This is a genomic window from Anaerohalosphaeraceae bacterium (assembly GCA_035378985.1).
In the GTDB taxonomy this organism is placed as follows: Bacteria; Planctomycetota; Phycisphaerae; order Sedimentisphaerales; family Anaerohalosphaeraceae; genus JAHDQI01.
In genome coordinates this window covers 1,508-19,383 of sequence record DAOSUR010000020.1, presented here as the reverse complement: position 1 = coordinate 19,383, position 17,876 = coordinate 1,508, and the positions used below count along the sequence as shown (strand labels likewise).

General features: G+C 52.5%; 18 protein-coding genes and 2 tRNA genes. 8 read left to right on the top strand and 12 right to left on the bottom strand.

The genetic code is table 11. The features are described 5' to 3' along the window. The first annotated feature begins 22 nt into the window (after nucleotides 1–22). The 3 genes from PKY88_11800 (at nucleotide 23) to PKY88_11790 (ending at nucleotide 2,939) form a co-directional block, all read left to right on the top strand. On the top strand, nucleotides 23–922 hold the full coding sequence (locus PKY88_11800; protein ID HOQ05883.1) for a hypothetical protein: 900 nt from the start codon (nucleotides 23–25) through the stop codon (nucleotides 920–922). A gap of 263 nt (nucleotides 923–1,185) precedes the next feature. Further along, entirely contained in the window at nucleotides 1,186–1,956 is a 771-nt protein-coding gene (locus PKY88_11795) for a class I SAM-dependent methyltransferase (GenBank protein ID HOQ05882.1), read from the top strand. Beyond that, nucleotides 1,953–2,939: a glycosyltransferase gene (locus PKY88_11790; protein HOQ05881.1), complete on the top strand. Its 987-nt coding sequence runs from the start codon at nucleotides 1,953–1,955 to the stop codon at nucleotides 2,937–2,939. The genes PKY88_11795 and PKY88_11790 overlap by 4 nt, the downstream gene beginning before the upstream one ends. Here the strand turns inward: PKY88_11790 and PKY88_11785 are convergent. Beyond that, entirely contained in the window at nucleotides 2,890–4,296 is a 1,407-nt protein-coding gene (locus tag PKY88_11785; GenBank protein HOQ05880.1) for a lipopolysaccharide kinase InaA family protein, read from the bottom strand. The two genes, PKY88_11790 and PKY88_11785, sit on opposite strands and share 50 nt — an antisense overlap. Before the next feature lie 71 nt (nucleotides 4,297–4,367). Here PKY88_11785 and PKY88_11780 point away from each other — a divergent pair, with 71 nt between their 5' ends. Continuing rightward, nucleotides 4,368–5,264: a glycosyltransferase family A protein gene (locus PKY88_11780; protein HOQ05879.1), complete on the top strand. Its 897-nt coding sequence runs from the start codon at nucleotides 4,368–4,370 to the stop codon at nucleotides 5,262–5,264. On the opposite strand, the gene PKY88_11775 is transcribed toward PKY88_11780, so the two are convergent. Next, nucleotides 5,261–6,055, bottom strand: a complete 795-nt coding sequence (locus PKY88_11775) for a hypothetical protein (protein ID HOQ05878.1) — start codon at nucleotides 6,053–6,055, stop codon at nucleotides 5,261–5,263. The genes PKY88_11780 and PKY88_11775 overlap by 4 nt on opposite strands. Nucleotides 6,056–6,240: 185 nt before the next feature. Between PKY88_11775 and PKY88_11770 the strand changes: the two genes are divergently transcribed. Continuing rightward, complete coding sequence (locus tag PKY88_11770; protein HOQ05877.1) at nucleotides 6,241–7,143, top strand: NTP transferase domain-containing protein; 903 nt, start codon at nucleotides 6,241–6,243, stop codon at nucleotides 7,141–7,143. Nucleotides 7,144–7,147: 4 nt separating this feature from the next. Then, nucleotides 7,148–8,362 (top strand): glycosyltransferase, encoded by a 1,215-nt coding sequence (locus PKY88_11765; GenBank protein ID HOQ05876.1) that lies wholly within the window; start codon nucleotides 7,148–7,150, stop codon nucleotides 8,360–8,362. Here PKY88_11765 and rdgB read toward each other — a convergent pair. The 8 genes from rdgB to PKY88_11725 all read right to left on the bottom strand — a co-directional run bounded on the left by rdgB (nucleotide 8,359) and on the right by PKY88_11725 (nucleotide 15,545). Next, a complete protein-coding gene (gene rdgB / locus PKY88_11760; protein HOQ05875.1) occupies nucleotides 8,359–9,030 on the bottom strand; it encodes an RdgB/HAM1 family non-canonical purine NTP pyrophosphatase in 672 nt (223 codons plus the stop codon). The genes PKY88_11765 and rdgB overlap by 4 nt on opposite strands. Then, on the bottom strand, nucleotides 9,018–9,620 hold the full coding sequence (locus PKY88_11755; GenBank protein HOQ05874.1) for an MjaI family restriction endonuclease: 603 nt from the start codon (nucleotides 9,618–9,620) through the stop codon (nucleotides 9,018–9,020). The genes rdgB and PKY88_11755 overlap by 13 nt, the downstream gene beginning before the upstream one ends. 11 nt (nucleotides 9,621–9,631) lie before the next feature. Beyond that, on the bottom strand, nucleotides 9,632–10,900 hold the full coding sequence (locus PKY88_11750) for a DNA methyltransferase (protein ID HOQ05873.1): 1,269 nt from the start codon (nucleotides 10,898–10,900) through the stop codon (nucleotides 9,632–9,634). Between the two features lie 140 nt (nucleotides 10,901–11,040). After that, the gene (argF, locus tag PKY88_11745; protein ID HOQ05872.1) at nucleotides 11,041–11,952 is read right to left on the bottom strand and encodes an ornithine carbamoyltransferase; all 912 of its coding nucleotides are present in this window, start codon (nucleotides 11,950–11,952) and stop codon (nucleotides 11,041–11,043) included. Further along, complete coding sequence (locus PKY88_11740; GenBank protein HOQ05871.1) at nucleotides 11,949–13,136, bottom strand: aspartate aminotransferase family protein; 1,188 nt, start codon at nucleotides 13,134–13,136, stop codon at nucleotides 11,949–11,951. The genes argF and PKY88_11740 overlap by 4 nt, the downstream gene beginning before the upstream one ends. Before the next feature lie 29 nt (nucleotides 13,137–13,165). Then, nucleotides 13,166–14,041 carry an acetylglutamate kinase gene (gene argB / locus PKY88_11735; protein ID HOQ05870.1) on the bottom strand — a complete coding sequence of 292 codons (876 nt, stop codon included), beginning with the start codon at nucleotides 14,039–14,041 and terminating at the stop codon, nucleotides 13,166–13,168. Between the two features lie 42 nt (nucleotides 14,042–14,083). After that, a tRNA-Thr gene (locus PKY88_11730) sits at nucleotides 14,084–14,155 on the bottom strand. A 67-nt stretch (nucleotides 14,156–14,222) separates the two neighbouring features. After that, nucleotides 14,223–15,545 (bottom strand): radical SAM protein, encoded by a 1,323-nt coding sequence (locus PKY88_11725; protein ID HOQ05869.1) that lies wholly within the window; start codon nucleotides 15,543–15,545, stop codon nucleotides 14,223–14,225. A gap of 135 nt (nucleotides 15,546–15,680) precedes the next feature. Between PKY88_11725 and rpmA the strand changes: the two genes are divergently transcribed. Beyond that, nucleotides 15,681–15,920, top strand: a complete 240-nt coding sequence (gene rpmA, locus PKY88_11720) for a 50S ribosomal protein L27 (protein HOQ05868.1) — start codon at nucleotides 15,681–15,683, stop codon at nucleotides 15,918–15,920. 80 nt (nucleotides 15,921–16,000) lie between these two features. Beyond that, nucleotides 16,001–16,672, top strand: coding sequence for an HAD-IA family hydrolase (locus PKY88_11715; protein HOQ05867.1), 672 nt, complete (start codon nucleotides 16,001–16,003; stop codon nucleotides 16,670–16,672). A 1-nt stretch (nucleotide 16,673) separates the two neighbouring features. Here the strand turns inward: PKY88_11715 and PKY88_11710 are convergent. After that, nucleotides 16,674–16,758: transfer RNA gene (locus tag PKY88_11710), tRNA-Leu, on the bottom strand. A 60-nt stretch (nucleotides 16,759–16,818) separates the two neighbouring features. Further along, the coding region (gene proB, locus PKY88_11705) for a glutamate 5-kinase (protein ID HOQ05866.1) at nucleotides 16,819–17,876 on the bottom strand (1,058 nt) is incomplete at its 5' end.

Here is a 17,876-nt window from a genome sequence, read left to right as displayed (position 1 = left end):
GAGACCAAGGGACTAAAAACGAATGGCGGTTCAGCGGCAAATTGTTTATATCTTGTCCACCAACTATGCGGGCTCTCATCTTCTGACTTTGCAGCTGGGGTCTCACAGCCGTTGCAGGTCTGTTGGAGAACTGCATCATTTCCGTCGTAAAGACACACCGCGTCGAGTGTGCTCTATGTGTGCTTCGGAGGAATCCTGCCCGGTACTTGCAGGGATTCGAGGCTGCCCGGCCGAAAAATTTTATGACATCATTTTTGACAATCTGTCCCGCTTCTATCCTTTGGTTTCGACAGTGGTTGATAATTCCAAGAAGGTTCGGTGGGCCAGTCGGTTTTGGGGGATGCCCGGATATTCCTTCAAATATATTCATTTGATTCGAGACCCGCGGGCGCTGGTTCGCCGATGGAAGCTCAGTTTTGAGCCGACGGACAAATTCCGACGTCGGGTGAAGACGGCATGGCGATGCTGGAGGCATGCCTGGGAGATTTTGACTGGAGAAGAGAGCCGGGCCTATCTTTGGCACTGGCTTTATCAAAATCAGCAGATTACGGACTTTCTCGAACGGAATCGACTGGACGCCCGGCTTGTTACCTACTGCGATTTGGTATTTGAAGCGGATAGGGTGTTGGAAGAGCTGATGACGTGGCTGGGATATGGTTATGAGCCGCCGCAGAAGGAATATTGGAATTTTTCCCATCACGGCAGCGTAAAGAAGAACTATTTAAAACCGCCGCAGGGCGGCCAGCTGTATTTTGACCAGAGATGGAAGGAAGAGCTCGATGAGCAGACTCAAAAGGAGATTTATCATCATCCCTCTGTGACGGCTTATTTAAAGAAGATAGGAGTTTCCTTTGATTATGAGCGGGGTCTGACGATTCGAAGGAATGACTCGTTTCTTGAAAAGCCGAGTTTGATTGAATGATTTCTGCTTGCATACAGCGTCAAGGGATTGATTCAAAAAACATTGGTTCAACGTGTATTTCGGACAGGGGAAGTTCTTGTGAAGGAGTTGCATCGTAGTTGAATGCAGCTTTGTGGAGTTTTGAGAGAATGGATGCGAGGCTCATATCGTGCAACTTATGCGGCAGCCGTCAATGGAAAACATTTGTGTTCGGAATAGATCGGCTGCATGGATTTGAGGGGCGGTTCAGGTATGTGCAGTGTTCTGAATGTGGACTTGTTTTTATGAACCCGCAGATATTGCCGGACTCTATCATCAATTTCTATCCGGATGATTATTCGCCTCACCAGCAGAAACATTTCTTAACGGAAGAGCTTTTTAATATTCCTTTTTTAAAACGAATCCTCGGGCGGCTGAATTCAGACTCACAAGTTTTAGACGTGGGTTGCGGCAATGGGGCCTTTCTCTATAGTTTGAGACAAAAAACCAATTGTCAGGTGTTTGGTATAGAGCTTTCTGAGAAAGCAGTTGAGTCGGCTAAAGTCTGTTACGGACTTAATGTGTTTTGCGGGACTGTAGAGGGTTATCAGGCAGAAGAGAATGCATTTGACCTTATCACGGCATGGTCTGTTCTGGAACATGTTCCCGATCCGATGGGTTTTTTACAGATAGTCAGCAGGATGGTAAAGCCTGGAGGGTGGTTTTGCATAAAAACACCGAATGTCAGAAGCTTGAATGCCTGTCTGTTCAGAGACAAATGGTATGCCTTGGATTCTCCGAGGCATTTGTTTCTCTTTTCACCGCGTACAATTCGCTGCTATTTTCAGCAAAACGGTTTGGATGTACAATCGATTCTTTATGACGGAAGCTCCAAAACAACGCTTTGTTCATTGCAGTATGTTTTTTATGGGAATAATACGAATCCAATCACGAAAGACCGCATTCGAAGGTCTGCTTTGGCCAAAACTATTCTTTCTCCCTTGACTCATTTTTGCGGTTGTCTGAGGCTCGCCGATCAAATGTTTGTTTTTGGACGGAAAGGTCCCCTGGAATGAATCTGCTTGTTTTATCGAACAATCCGGAGCGGGCCAGTTATCGGGAACGGATTGGGGTGTATCTGGAGCGGCTGGCGGACTGCGGTGTGACTTGTCGGGTTGAGCGGATTCCTGCATCGTATCGACATCGCTGGCGGCTGTTTCGGGAGGCCGAACGGTTTGATGCGGTTCTAATTCACAAAAAGACACTGAATATGCTCGATGCTCGGATTCTGCGAAAATCAGCTCGGTGTATCCTATATGATTTTGACGATGCTGTAATGTACGACCCTCGCCAACCCGACAGGAATTGGACCAGCCATTCTCGGCTGTTTCGGCGGATGGTGAAGATGGCGGACTGTGTGATTGCCGGCAATCCTTATTTGGCGGAGCAGGCAAGGCCTTTTTGCAAAAATGTTCATATTCTCCCCACCGGTCTGGATGGGAGGGCTTATGCATCACAAATCAAGAAACCGCAGGATGGGAAAATCCGTCTGGTTTGGATCGGCAGCCGCAGCACGCTGCGCTATTTGGAGGAGATAAAACCCGCCCTTGAAAAGATTGGGCAGGAAAATCCTTCTGTAATTCTGCGAATTGTTGCAGACCAGTTTTTGGATTGCAAGTACCTGCCGGTTGAGAAGTGTATGTGGTCTTTGGATACCCAGACCCAACGGCTTCAGGAATGCGATATTGGACTGGCTCCGCTGCCGGATAACCGTTTTACGCGGGGAAAATGCGGTTTTAAGATTCTTCAGTATTTTGCAGCGGGGCTGCCTGTGATTGCTTCGCCTGTAGGGGTTAATCGTGATTTCATTGAGGAAAGCGGTGCGGGTTTTTTCGCCTCAACCCTCGAACAGTGGCATCAATCTATTCAACGACTCATCTATGATGAGCCGCTTCGAAAGGAATGGGGGCAAAGGGCAAGGGCTTATGTACAGCGATACGATCACCGGATTATTGGGGAACAATTTTGCCGCATTGTTTTGGATGCGCTGCGTGGATGAATGGTTCCAGCCGTTTGTAAAAAGCCGCCTCCATTTCTTTTTGGATGCTGTCTTTCCGCCGCAAAAACAGCTGCGAACGAATTGCGTCCAAATCAATCAGAACCGGCTGAGCGTTGATGAGTCGAATATTACTTGGTTTCAGATCATGATGAACCAGGCCGTTTTCAGCCAAAGAGGAAAGAAGTTTTTTTGTCTGGATAATAATTTTTTCCTTTTCTTCGGAAGCGGACGAAGATTTGAGGAATTCATCCAGATTGCTCCCTGGAAGAAACTCTGACAGCAAATAAGACTGCCGGAGCAAGCCAAACTGTCTTTGTATGATAAAAGCCAAAGGGCGCGGAGTGGGGATGCCGCAGTGCAGCAATTGATGGGCGGCCAGCCAGCATTTCCGGGCGCGGGAGCCCTTGAGAGTATGCCGCAGCGAGTGCCAGAAACTCTTGTAGTTGTAGCGTTTGACGGCGATATCCAGCGAGCCGTACTGCACGCGGCTGACAAAGCAGGTATTGCCGCGTTTGAGAATCTGCCCGGCCTCCATCAATTGGTCGATTTGGCGGATGAACTGCCGGGCGGTTTCCTCCGTCCAGTCCCGACGGGTAAACATGCCCCGGTACGGGCCTTCCTGAAGCGAGAAGTATCGTTTGCTGTTGCGCAGGGTTTTTTGGAGGGTTTGACGAAGGAACCGCCGCTGCTGCCGGAAGATATACGTTTCAAGCTGGGCGAGCATGTCCGCCGTCGGTTTTAATTCTCGGAGTCGGCCATATTGTTCCAGCAGCGGCTGGGGATTTTCCCGCAGGGCAGGAGGCATTGTGCAAAGCATGCCGGCCAGCTGCTCAAGTCCCTGCTCAACAGAGACAGGGCTGCGGCGGAAATGGATGGTTCCGGAGTCCAGGGCATAGAGGCAGCTGCCGTTGAAAAGAAAATTGCCCGGATGGAGGTCTTTTTGAAGGACCCCCTTTTGATGCATCAAGGCGACAAAGTCGAGCCATTTCAGACAGAGCTTGGCTTTCTGCTGCGGGTCTTCTGTTTTTTCAAGGAGGTTGGCCAAGTCGTCCGCTGGCGTGATTTTCTCAAGAACCATGGCCCATCGTCCTGAGGGGTCTTTTCCGGAATGCAGCAGGGCGGGGCTGGGGATGCCGCGTTCGGCCAGCCGGCAAAGTCCGCGCATCTCGCGTTTAAAATGGAGAAACCCTCGCAGGGGGCTGGTAAAGATTTTGACAATAACCGGCCGACCCTCACAGAATCCTTCATACGTATAGCGCACACCGCTCAAACGGCGCAATAGAACAGTGCACCGGACGGCGGCTGTATGTCCGGTTTTCGGATCGGTTATTTGAATGTCAAACGGCGTTTCCGTCATGTTCCTTACTTAACTGTTGTTTCTTCCGTATCTTAAATATATCATAGAGTTGTTTGGGAGGATACCGAAAAATGCCGAGGGTCAGTGTAATCATTCCTACCTACAACCGCAAGGTACTGGTGCAGGAGGCCGTCGAAAGTGTCTGCCGACAAACCTTCCGCGACTTTGAAATTCTGGTGATTGATGATGGCTCGACGGATGGAACAGCACAGGAGATTGTTGCTATAAAGGATAATCGGATACGGTATTTCCGGAAAGAAAACGGCGGGGTTTCTTCGGCAAGAAATCTGGGTTTACGAGAAGCAAAGGGGGCGTATATCGCTTTTCTGGATTCGGATGATTTGTATGTGCCGGACTATCTGGAAACAATGGTTTCGTCGCTGGAGAAAGCGCCGGAATACGGGGTTGCGTATGCTTCCGTCACGATGGAGCATCCGGACGGCAGCCGGCAGGAGCGAATGAATGACAAATATGCTTATTCCGGATGGATTGTGCGTTCTTTGTTTTCCCGTTTTTTTGTGTATTGCCAGGCCGGTTTGATTCGCCGGGAACTGCTGGACGGGTTCTTTTTTGATGAGACGCTGGAGCTGGCAGAGGACCAGGATTTTTTCCTGCGACTGTCCACTCGAACCCCGTTTTTGTTTGTCCCGCAAACATTCGTAATTCGGCGCACGCAGACAGAGAGTTTGAGCCGACAAGGCGGGAAAGGCAGGGTTCATCTGGATAATCTGAAGGTACCGGAGCGGTTTTATTTTGAATACGGCGGGTCTGACTGGATTCCCCGCAGGCAGGCGATGCGGATTTTATCGCGGAAATACCGAAAGACGGGATTCAAACTTCTGCAGGAGAGCAGAAAGACAGAAGGGCTCCAGTGTTTGAAAAAGGCGATTCAATATAACAAATGGTCATTGTTATCTGTTATGCTGGGGCGTTTGCGGTTTAGGACTTCTCTGTTTGGTCTTTTTTAGAGGGTTTCTGACCTTATCGACATATCTCCAGCGATGATTGCTGTTCCCTGTTTTTCTTCTTTTTGCAGTCGGTTTTTCAAATATTCATATTCCCGCCGGACATTTTTGCCTTTCTGCATGGCTTCAAGCAGTTTCGGATAGATTTCTTTGCTGTGTCGCAGACCTTTGAAATGGAAGATTTTTCCGGTTCTTAATTGATAATCGTTGTAGATTTCTACCGGCAGGAGTCGGACGGAAAAACTGTGCCAATCCTGAATCTGACGAGGTTTTCTCCAGTTGATGGTTTCGGAAAGAATCTCTGCCAGAGCGCTTTGGTCTGTATGACCTCCTGCCGCACATTTCTGCATCCATCGGTCCAGGAGAAGCTTCGGATACCAGCGGAAGAAAAGAACGCCGGAGTTGAGAATTCCGTTAAAGAAGTTCTGTATATCCAGTTTTCGTTTGGGTTTTACAGTGACGCCGATGTCAAAACCATCCAATTCAACACGTTGGCAAAAAAGGCAGTCTGCATCCACATAAAGGACGGGTTCGCTAAAATGTTCAAAATAATGCCTCAGGCAGGAGGGTTTATGGGTTGCGTTAATAAATGGGGTCGCTTTGTAGATTGTGTAGGATTTGTAATGCCTGCTGACCTGTAAGGGAATAAGGGTGCAGTCCAATTCGGCGGCTTCTTCAGAGGTCAGACCGATATCGTAGACGAGCAGCGGCTGGTGATAAAGACGGCGGACACCGTCCGCAAGCGGTTTGACGCAACGAAAAAAGCTGCTGTCACAAGCGGTCATAATCTGCATAAATCACCATTAAATACATCTCCTTTTGAGGTTAACAATACCAAAAATCATCGAGGAAACAAAAAGTCTTTTTATTGATTTTGTGAAAAATTCTTTTAAGGCGACTGACGGCAATTCAATTGCTTTTTGATCTTGTTATTCTATAATTCGATGGAGAAAGACTTGTTTGCGAAAATCGGTATTTTATGACGGTTCAAATAACAGCGATTATACCAGCGGCCGGACAGGGACAGCGGTGGAATCGTGCCTTTGGTACGCTGAAGCAGCTGGTTCCGGTCGATAAAAGCCGGCAGCCCCTTTTGCTTCGGACGATTCAGATGCTCCGGGACAGGGGGGTAGGGTCTATCTATGTCCTGACAAAAGACCCGGAGATTGAGAAGACGGCGGCGGAAGTTGCGGAGATTCTCCCGCCGTCTGCGGACCGGTATTTGAGTGATACGATGCTTTCTTCTCGTTCGCTTTGGTCTGAAAAGACGATAGTTTTACTCGGCGACGTCTATTTCAGTTCTTTCTGCATCGATTCGATTCTTCGAAACGGTCCGGAGTATTGCTTTTGGGGGGTTGGGCACGGCTCAGAGGTGTGCCGGAAGAATTTCAGGCGTCCGGAATTATTTGCCTTTTCTTTTTCGGATTCGGCCCATTCAGAAGTGGAGAAAAATCTAAAGATCAATTCGCTGCTGGCGGAGCTGCGGGGCAAAGGCCGGATGTTTTGGCGGGTCTTCGGGTGCGGCTGGGAACTATTTGGGCCGTTTTTTCGGCAGAATTATTCTCCCAAGCCCTCTCATTGGTTTCGAGATAGGGGATTTCGAGGCAATGATTTCTGGAGGGTGTACCGCTGTTGGCAGCGGAAGCAGCCGGTCTATGCGTATCAATACGGCAAATTGTGGGGGCTGTATCGGCTGCTGGGGAATGTAGATCCATTCGGCGGGCTGGATTATACATGGCCGCAGGACCAATCCGGACATTTTGTTCAGGTGGAGGATCAGACGCAGGATATTGACAGTCCGGAGGATTTTCAGCGGCTCTGTCAGCTGTGGAATGGGACGGCTCAGGGGACGAATCGAATTGAAGAAACGTTAACAGGGTGATTGGATGAGCGGGCTGGAGATTTTAGCGGCGGTTCTGATGGCGGCTCAGATTGTCTTCACCATCCAGGTGATCAACAATACCCGCTATGCGCTTCAAAAATACAAACGGGTTCGCAGGTATCGCACCAAAGCGGCGGTCATTGTGCCCTGCCGAGGTCTGGATGAGGCATTTGAGGAAAATATCCGCTCGTTTTTTCTGCAGGATTATGAGCCGTATGTGCTGCTGTTTGTGGTGGAGGATGAGCAGGACCCGGCGTATCCGGTTCTGAAACAGCTGATGGAGCAATACCGTCCCCAAAGCCGGGCGGAAGATGTGCGGCTGCTGACGGCGGGGCGGGCGAGCGGATGCAGTCAGAAGCTGCATAATCTGCTTTTTGCGGTTCGGCAGGCCGATGCGGATACGCAGGTGCTGGCGTTTGCCGATTCGGATGCGTGCGTGAAACCGAACTGGCTCAGTCATCTGGTGTATCCGCTGCGGGAGCCCCAGGCGGCCAAAAACGGAGCTGCGACGGGGTATCGATGGTTTGTGCCGAAGACGCCGAATTGGGCGACGCTGACCCTCTCGGCGGTCAATGCCAAGATTGCCCAGCTGCTGGGCAATACGCGGTTTAACCTGGCCTGGGGCGGGTCGATGGCAATCCGGGTCGATACCTTCCGCCGGCTGAATCTGGAGCAGATTTGGGCTTCGGCTCTGAGCGATGACCTTTCCCTCAGTGAAGCTGTGGCAAAAGCGGGTCTGAAGATTGCTTTTGTCCCCGCGTGTATGTCGGCTTCCTATGAGTCGGTTTCGTGGAAGGAACTGTGGGAATTTGGGCGAAGACAGTTTCTGATTACGCGGGTGTATCGTCCGAGGATGTGGCTGTTCGGTCTTTTTTCTTCTGTATTCGCAGTGTTCGGGCTTTGGGGCGGGGTTGCGGCGGCGGTGTGGACACTGCGGACAGGCCGGCCGTCGTGGATTCTTCTTTTCTGGCCTGCTGTGTTTGCTTTTTGTCAGTGGATTCATGCCTTTTTGCGGCAGAGGATGATCGGGCGGCTGCTGGAAAAAGACCGAGAATGCCTGAGACCGGCGGCTCGGGCGGATTTGGCTTTGTTTTGGCTTTTTTCGATAATTCTGCTGGGGGTTATTGCAGCTTCGGCGGTCGGCAGGACGCTGGTTTGGCGGGGGATTCGCTATCGGCTGCACGGGCCGATGCGGGTGGAAATCCTTTCTGCTGATTAGCCGGAGCGGAGGGTTCGGAGCAGGTTTTCCAGCAGGGGTTTCAAATTGCCGACGGCCCGGGCCCGATGGGAAATGCGGTTTTTCTCTTCTGCGGGAAGCTGGGCGGCGGTTTTCTTCAAGGACGGCAGCCAAAAAATTGGGTCGTAGCCGAAACCGTTTTCGCCCAGCGGCTCTTCTGTAATGAATCCTTCGACCGTCCCTTCGGTCTCCAGCAGCACCTGCTCGGCATCGGCCAGACAGAGCCGGCAGACAAAACGGGCTGTGCGCTGCCGGGGGGGGACTCCTTTGAGGAGACGCAGCACCTTTTCGTAATTGAGCCGGTCGATGGTTTTGCGGTCGGGCTGTTCTCCACGGATGGAATAGTCCTCGGCGGCAAAGCGGGCACTGTGGACGCCGGGCTTTCCGCCGAGGGCGTCGATCACCAGGCCGGAGTCGTCGGCCAGCGTAAGCAGTCCGGAGCCGCGGGCATAACCGAGGGCCTTCTTGCGGGCGTTGGCGGCGAAGGTGTCGCCGTCTTCCGGTACGGCAGGCAGATGGGGAAAGTCGGACAGCGTTTTCCAGAGTACCTGCTCGGCCAGTTCGCCCAGCATCGCTGTCAGCTCGGCCAATTTGCCCGGATTGGTGGTTGCAACCAGAATGGCGGGTTTGTCAAGATTCATTGAGTCCATCCAAGACGTTTGATTTCCTCTCTGATTTCGTCTATCACCTCGGGATTTTGGATTATCTTTTTCTTTCCATCTGTCAGAGAGATGATATAAAAGACTTTTCCGCCGTACTTTCGGGTAAACTTCTGATGTGTTTTCTTTTGAAATTTCAATTCATTGATGATTTGAGTGATATAGGCATGGCCTGCAGGTTTGATTTGAAGCCCGATGTACTTTTTGTTTATTTCGATATAAAAATCAACGTTGTATCCGCGGTCCCATTCATCCGGTGCCGGCTTAATTTCGATTCCGAGTGCCTGCCGGAGCTGTCCATAAATTGTCTGAATTTCGGATTGATACCCGTCAAAGGTACGATTGATGACAAGATTGATAATAAAATCAATACAATCCTGCTCGGAAATACTGTCCATTTCCGCGCGGCAGACCTCCGATATTTTTATGAACAATTGACGTCCGAGTGCCTCCAGGTGCTCTTTTGAGTAAGCGTTTTTATAATAAAATGTTTCCCACTCACGGAGAGTTTTGGGGGCACATTTTCGAATCAGTTCAGAAACTGGACCGACTTTGTTTTTACGGGTCAATCCCCATCGCATGTTTGCACTGTTTAAGAGCCACTCTTTTGCCATATAGTCGGCCTCGATTCTTTCAGGAATTTCGTACTGTATCGATGGGGAATAGATGTATCCGCTTCCGCCAACCCTTTTTTAATGAGGTGAGCGTTCAGAAACGTTTTATTCGAAAGGAATAAGTAGCACAAGAGGTGATTGTCTTCATCATAGGCGATTTTGTCAAACTTAAGAAAGACCTTTTGCCCTTTTGTTTTTTCTTCTAAGAAAGCAACAGCTTCCTGCCGGGTTTCTTTTTTCTCTGCGACTCCCAGTAAACGGATTGTGAGGCCGTTGTCCAATTTAAGCAGATTTGGAGCGAGAACGTATTTGACTCGAAAGAAGTCCTTGGGTGACGGCGTATCGCGGTTGATTTTTGAGCCGAAGGAGATTTGTCTCGGGTCTATTTTTTTGTCGAATTGGACGGCGTCCTTGAAAATATACGGAAGTTTTTGGATGGCTTTTTTCCAGTCTTTTCGGCTTATTTGGGCATTTCGAAATTCAATGGTACTGTCTGCAAAGATGGTGTGTTGTTCCAGACCCAGTTTTTTTTCAATCAAACTGCGAAAATCTTTGTTAATTTCATAGCCGATGGAATTGCGCTGCTGGCGGATGGCAGCGAGGGTTGTCGTTCCGCTTCCCAGGAAGGGGTCCAGAACGGTATCACCGACGAAACTGAACATACGGATCAGACGTTTGGGGAGTTCTTCCGGAAACATCGCCAAATGACCGTTTTGCCGTTCTCCGGGGAAATTCCAGTGTCCGGCAAAGTACTGATTCCATTCTTCGGTTGTAAGTTTGGACATTTTCTTTATCTGCGGACTGACAGACGGTCCATTTCCGGGTTTTTTAAAGATCAGAATAAATTCATAATCCAGTTTGAGGATACCATTTCGTGGATAGGGGAAGGAGCCCATGATGGAAGCGCCCCCGGTCGTGTTGCAGGTCGTTACTTTCTGCCAAATAACGGCCCCCATATAATCCAGTCCGATTGTCTCGCAGAATTTGATGATTTCGGTCCGTATAGGGATGATTTTATATCGGCCGTAATAGACAGAGCGGGCGAATTGGTCACCAATGTTGATGCAGAGCCGGCAGCCCTTATGAAGAACTCGAAAACATTCCGACCATACAAGATTCAGATTGTTGATATATTCCTCGTAAGTATGGTCGAAGCCGATTTGATCCGGCGAACCATAGTCTTTCAGTTGCCAGTAGGGCGGGGACGTGATAATCAGATGTACGGATTCGGATGGTACATCCGACATATCCCGGCTGTCCCCAAAGATGATTGTATGTCTCGTTTGCATAAGGATTCGAAGAGACTGTCTGACAGGCTATGATTATACAAACAGAATTTGTGCTTTCCAATAGAAAGCAGTCGGATGTCTGGAAAGCCGAAAGAAAGTCAGCTGAGGAGTTTTTTGAGCAGGGCGCGCTGGAAGTGTAGGCGGTTTTCGGCCTGGTCGAAGATGATGGAGTTTTTGGATTCGGCGACCTCGTCGGTGATTTCATATCCGCGATAGGCCGGCAGGCAGTGCATAATCTTCGCGTGGGCCGGGGCCTTGGCCAATAGTTCCGCGTTGACCTGAAACCCCTGAAAGTCGGCAATCCGCTTTTCTTTTTCGGCCTCCTGTCCCATGCTGACCCATGTATCCGTATAGATTATGTCCGCATTTCGGACGGCTTCGGCGGGTTTGTTTGTTGTAAATACCGTCCCCGGGCGGGCTTTTTCGGCTTCTGTGAGGGTTTGGTCGTCGAGCATGTATCCCTTCGGGGCGGCAATTTGGTACCGCAGGCCGAACCGGGCGCATGCCTCGGCCAGAGAGCGGGCCACATTATTGCCGTCGCCGACGTAGGCCAGCGTCAGCCCCTCCAGCCGTCCGAAATGCTCGAGGATGGTCATCATATCCGCCATTACCTGGCAGGGATGGGACCAGTCGCTGAGGGCATTGATAACCGGTACGGTGGACCAGCGGGCCAGTTCAAGCAGGGTTTCGTGTGAGAAGGTTCGGGCCATAATGCCGTCCACATAGCGGGAGAAGACCCGGGCCATATCCTTGGCGGGCTCTCGCTTGCCGATGATGCCGATGTCTTCGGGTTTTAAGTAAATGGCCGTGCCGCCCAAGTCCGACATCGCCACCTGAAAACTGACCCGCGTCCGCAAGCTGACCTTCTCGAACAGCATCGCCAGGACTTTGCCGGAAAGGCACAGGTCTCGTCCGCCGGATTTGTAGAGTTTTTTCAGGCGAATGCTTAAATCGAGCAGTTCCTGAAGCTCTTGCGTAGAAAAATCCAGAATGGACAGAAAATGCGTCATTTTTTGGCCTCCTCAGCGAGAACCTCGTCCAGAATGGCAATAGCGCGGTCCAGTTCTTCGGCGGTGATGGTCATGGAGGGCATAAACCGCAGGACGGTATCCTGTGTGCAGTTGATTCGAAGTCCTTTTTCGAGGCAGCGGCTGACAATGCCGGCTCCGGGGCTGTTCAGCTGGATGCCGATCATCAGACCAATGCCGCGGATGCCTTCGATGATTGGGTACTTGGCTTTCAGTTCGTTGAGTTTGCTGCGGGCATAATCGCCCATCCGCTGAGCATTTTCGAGCAGGTGCTCGGCCTCGACGGCCTCAATGACGGCGATGCCGGCGGCGCAGGCCAGCGGGTTGCCGCCGAAGGTGGAGGCGTGGGTGCCGGGCACGAGGGCGGCAGCGATTTCTGGTTTGGCAATCATCGCTCCGATGGCAACACCGCCGCCGAGGGCCTTGGCCAGGGTAATGATGTCCGGTACGACATCGAAATGCTGATAGGCAAACCATTTGCCGGTGCGGCCCATGCCGGTCTGGACCTCGTCGAGAATCATCACGGCGCCGGCTTCGTCGCAGAGGTTTCGGATGGTATGCATGTATTCTGCTGTGGCCGGATTGATGCCGCCCTCGCCCTGAATGGGTTCAATCATCACGGCCGCCACTTCCTCATCGAAGGCCTCCGTGAGGGCCTGGATGTCGTTGAAGGGCACGTACTCAAACCCGGGCACGAGGGGCATAAATCCGTCGTGATATTTCGGCTGGGCGGTGGCCGTTACGGCTCCGAACGTTCGCCCGTGGAAGCTTTTTTCCGCTGTGATGATCTTGTACTTGCCCTTGGCGGTGTATTTTCGGGCCAACTTGAGGGCGGCTTCGTTGGCTTCAGCGCCGCTGTTGCAGAAGAAGCATTTTCCGCCGAATGACCGCTCCGAGAGCAGTTTGGCCAGCTGTCCCTGCGGAAGGGTGTAGAAGGTATTGTCCATGTGCAGCAGCTGGGCGGCCTGTTTCTGGACGGCTTCGACGACGCGCGGATGGCAGTGGCCGATGCCGCTGACGGCCCAGCCGGGGAACAGGTCGAGAATCTGATTGCCCTCCAGGTCGACCATGATATTGCCCTTGCCCTGAACGATGACCTTGGGCAGCCGGCCGTAATTGCCGATGACGTATTGATTGTATAATTCAATGACTTCCTGGGTATTCATGGGATTCTCCCTTGCGCCGGGTCGGCGGTTTATTTGACAATCTGTGTCCCGATGCCTTTGTCCGTGTAAATCTCCAGCAGCAGCGAATGTTCAAATCTGCCGTTGATAATGTGGGCCTTTTTGGTGCCGCCGTCGATGGCGGTCAGGCAGGCCTCGACTTTGGGCATCATTCCGGAGGTGATGATGCCGTCGGCAATCATCTTGGCGATTTCGCCCTCGGTCAGCGTGGAGATGTAGCTTTCCGGGTCGTCTTTGTTGGTTCGGATTCCGTGTGTGTCGCTGAGCACGACGAGTTTTTCGGCCTTGACGGCGGCGGCGATTTTGCCGGCGACGCTGTCGGCGTTGACGTTGAGTTTGCCGCCGGTGCGGGTCATAGCCACCGGTGCAATGACGGGAATGACGCCCGCCTGGCAGAGCATGGTGAGCAGTTCGGCATTGACATCGCAGACCTTGCCGACCAGGCCGAGGTCGATTTTGCGCCCGTCGCCGTTTTCGAGGCGAAGGGGTTCGGCAAAAACCACGCAGCTGCTGAGGGAATGAAGCCCCATCGCCCGACAGCCCAGAGAACGGATGGTGTTGCAGATGGGGGTGTTGATTTTATGGACCAGCACATGCTCGGCAATCGCCAATGTCCGCTCGTCGGTATAGCGGCGTCCCTGCACCCATTGGGGCTCCAGTCCGGCTTCATTCATCGCCTGGGTGATGGCCTTTCCGCCGCCGTGGACAAGAATGGGACGCATTCCGACGGTAGCCATAAAAACCACATCCACCAGCAGTTTGTACTGGAGTTCCATATCATCCAAGATGCTGCCGCCCAGTTTGACGACGACGATTTTGTCTCGGAAGCGGCGAATGTACTCCATGGCTTCGATGAGCGCATTGGCTTTTCCGATGGCCTGTTCCATTTCGTTCGGTCTCCCAAAAAGTTCTGTCCGAAAATAGAAAAAAGCCAACGGAGGGATTTGAACCCACAACCGCCGGTTTACAAAACCGGTGCTCTACCGTTGAGCTACGTTGGCAAAAAACCTGTCCTGCCGGAAAAGGGGAATTGTACAGATTTTGCCGGTCGGATGCAAGGGATTTTGTCTAAATTCCGCCGTCGGGGCCGGGGGCGGAACCGTCGGAAAGGCGGCGGTTGAGCCGGCGGCAAAGCTCCTTGAAAAAGTTGGTTTTTTCCCGCCCGAGCAGGCGGATCGGAAAGGCGGTTTTGTTGTGGTTGAGCGGCTCGTCGAGGTCGGTCCACTGCCGGCACAGTTCGCCGTCCGGCGTTCCCGGGATGGGGGAAAAGTCGGCCAGCATAATCCGAATGCCCAGTGAATGGGCAAAATGCATGGATTCTTCGACCTGCTGGAGGTCGCCTTTGGGGTGCCCCAAGAGGATATACGCAGTGATTTGCTCGGAGCGGATGCCGGCGGTTTTGAGGGCCTCCACGGCCTCCGCCAGGTCGCCGGAAAGCACTTTTTGACCGGTGGCCTCCTGAAAGGCCCGGCTGGCACTTTCAAAGCCGAGATAGAAGGTCTGAAAGCCCGCCTGGGCCATTTTCTCCGCCGGCAGGGGGGAAAGCAGGCGGGCGTGGAGGGCGTTGGGGGTGTGAAAGGCGATTCCGTAAGGATAGCGAATGACGTAGTCCAGAAACGGAAGAAGGGTTTGCTGGGGATTGACCAGCAGTGCGTCGTCATAGAAGGCAATGTTGCGAACGCCCAAACGGGCCAGATGCTCGTAATCGGCGATGCACTCCTCCAGCGGGCGGGGGCGGAACGGCCTGCCGGTCAGCGGCTGATAGCAGTAACTGCACTGAAACGGACAGCCCTCTGTGAGGGTTATTATTCCCTTGTCCAGCTCCGGATATCCTTCCCAGTAAGGCGGGCTGTACTCGGCGGAGGGTTCAAAGCCCAGCAGTTCCCAGAGAGGCCCTAAATGGGTATCGGAGATGACGCAGTCGGCTCCGAGGGAATGGGCATGGTCTCGGCAGCAGGTAGCGTAGAACCCGCCCAGAACGATTTTGGTTTGCGGCTGGATTCGGCGGAGGGTTTGGATGATTTCCTGGACTCCGGGGTACCAATAGGTCAGAGAGGTTTGAATCAGGGCGAAATGAAAAGAACCGTAACGGTCGAGAAATTGACAAAAGGATTCCTGATTTCTCCCGAAGCGATTGTAGAAGCGGGGAATATCCCGGAGGGCGGCGGGCTTTTCGATTCGCTGATGCGGAAATTTGCCCCGTCCCCATGCGTCTTCTTTCAGGGAGGGGGAAAATTCGGGACTCCTGCGGTATAGAAAGTCAAACAAGTATAGTTTTGAAAAGGACTTAAGTTTTCCTGCGGTTCGGAGAAGGCCGTACGGTTTCAGCCAGAAATCATAGGCGGCAAAGTCATAAATCGGCGGGTTGACCAGCAGGATTTTCGGCTTCATAGCGTTTTTGTTTTTCCTTACTTTCAGCGGCTGTTCAAAAAAAAGATTTCCCTCTTTACAGTCAAGAAAGAATTTGTTAATCTTACTGGTCTTTGAGGAAATTGAAAACGGATAAGTCAGTGAACGAGGTTGGTTATGGCACATAAAAAGGGACAAGGTTCAACAAGAAACGGTCGAGACAGCAACCCGAAGTTTTTGGGCGTTAAGCGTTTCGGCGGGCAGACCATTTCGGCCGGCGGAATTATTGTCCGTCAGCGGGGCACTCAGTTCTTCCCGGGCTTTAATGTCGGGATGGGACGGGATCATACCCTGTTTGCCAAGTGCGACGGTGTGGTGCAGTTCCGCGGACGCAAGGTGGACGTGGTGGCCAATTAAGTGAATGCGGGTGTATTTGTTTTTCAAAAGCCGTTCGAAAGGACGGCTTTTTTTATGTTCACATATCGGAGAATGATGGAATGACAAACGGCGACGGTCTTCCTTATGGGGTTATTTTTGATATGGACGGCGTGCTGGTGGACTCCGAGGAGTTTTTGGCAAAAGCCGCCTGTCAGATGTTTGCCGAACATGGCCTGACGGTCAGGCCGGAGGATTTTGTGCCGTTTATCGGCACAGGCGAAACACGCTATCTGGGCGGGGTGGCGGAAAAATACGGTCTTGCCATCGATTTGAACCGGGCTAAGGAACGCACTTATGACATTTATCTTCAGATTATCCGCGGGGCACTGAGGCCTTTGCCCGGTGTGCATTCGTTTATCGAGCGATGCCGAACCCTGAACAAAAAGATTGCGGTGGCCTCCAGCGCAGACCGCCGAAAAGTCGAAGGCAATCTTCGGGAGATTGGTTTGGGCTTTGACTCTTTTGATGCGGTTGTGACGGGAGAAGATGCAGCCCGCAAGAAGCCGGCGCCGGATTTGTTCCTGACCGCGGCGGCTCGGCTGAAGCTGCCTCCGCAGAGCTGTCTGGTGATTGAAGATGCCGTCAGCGGCCTTCAGGCCGCCAAGGCGGCCCAAATGCGCTGTCTGGCTTTAATCACTTCGTTTCCAAAAGAAGCGCTGGCGGAAGCGGATTTCATCGCGCCAGATTTGTCAAAGGTGACAGAGGACGTCCTGCACTGGAAGGAAAATTGACTGCCGGAGGTGGGAGTCGAACCCACACCCGGGGTGAACCGGAAAGGATTTTGAATCCTTCGCGTCTGCCATTCCGCCACTCCGGCATGAAAACGGCACCAGCATAGGACCGGCGGCCGGATTCGTCAAGGGAATTTCCTGTTTGTTCAGGCGGAAGGATTGTTCGGCTCATCGAGGAAGACGATGTCCTCCGGCACGACGGCAACATCTCGGTGATTGGGGCCGAGAATTTGGCGGATTTGGCTGGAGTGTTTGCCGGCGACCTGGCGAAGTTCGGCGGAGTTGAGACTGGTGACGGCCTTGGCCTGCTGATTAATCATCACCACGGCTCCGGCGCTGAAGGTGCCTTCGATGCCGGTAATGCCTTTGGGGAGGAGACTTTTGTTCTGCCGAAGAGCGGCCATTGCGCCGGCATCGACGTAGATAGTCCCTTCCGGCCGGCTGTGGAGTATCCAGCGCTTTCGGTTGGGCAGTTTGGCGGATTTGGGCAGAAACAGGGTGCCGATTTCTTCACCTTCGAGAATCCGGCAGAGGATGTCCTTTTCACGTCCGTGGGCCAGAATCACACGGCAGCCCGCTGTAAAGGCGATGCGGACGGCTTCGATTTTGGTTTTCATTCCGCCGGTCGAATAGGCCGAACCCTTTTTGCCGGCGGCCCGTCGAATTTCTTCGGTGATTTCCTCCACGAGCCGGATGGGTTTGGCGTCCGGAAACTCTCTGGGATTTTTGTCATAAAGAGCGTCGATGTCCGTCAGCAGAATCAGCAGGTCGGCGTCAATCTTGCTGGCGACCAGAGCGCTGAGACGGTCGTTATCGCCGAAGGCCGTGCCGATTTCGTCGGTGGAGACACTGTCATTTTCATTCAGAATCGGCACGACACCTAAATTCAGAAGGGTTTCGATGGCGTTGCGGAGATTCAGATAGCTTTTGCGTTTGCTGAGGACCTCAGCCGTCAGCAGGACCTGAGAGACACTCAGTCCTTCTTCCTGAAAGGCCTTGTGGTATTCGTGCATCAGCAGGGGCTGGCCGACCGCCGCACAGGCCTGGCGAAGCGGCAGTTCCGTGATGGGGCCCTTGAGTTTCAGTGCGCCGGCCCCCATTCCGATGGCCCCGCTGGTGACCAGCAGGACCTGGCGTTCCCGGCGGTGCAGCTGAGCAATCTGGCGGGCGACGCTTCGGACATAGGAGGTGTCGATGCCGCCGT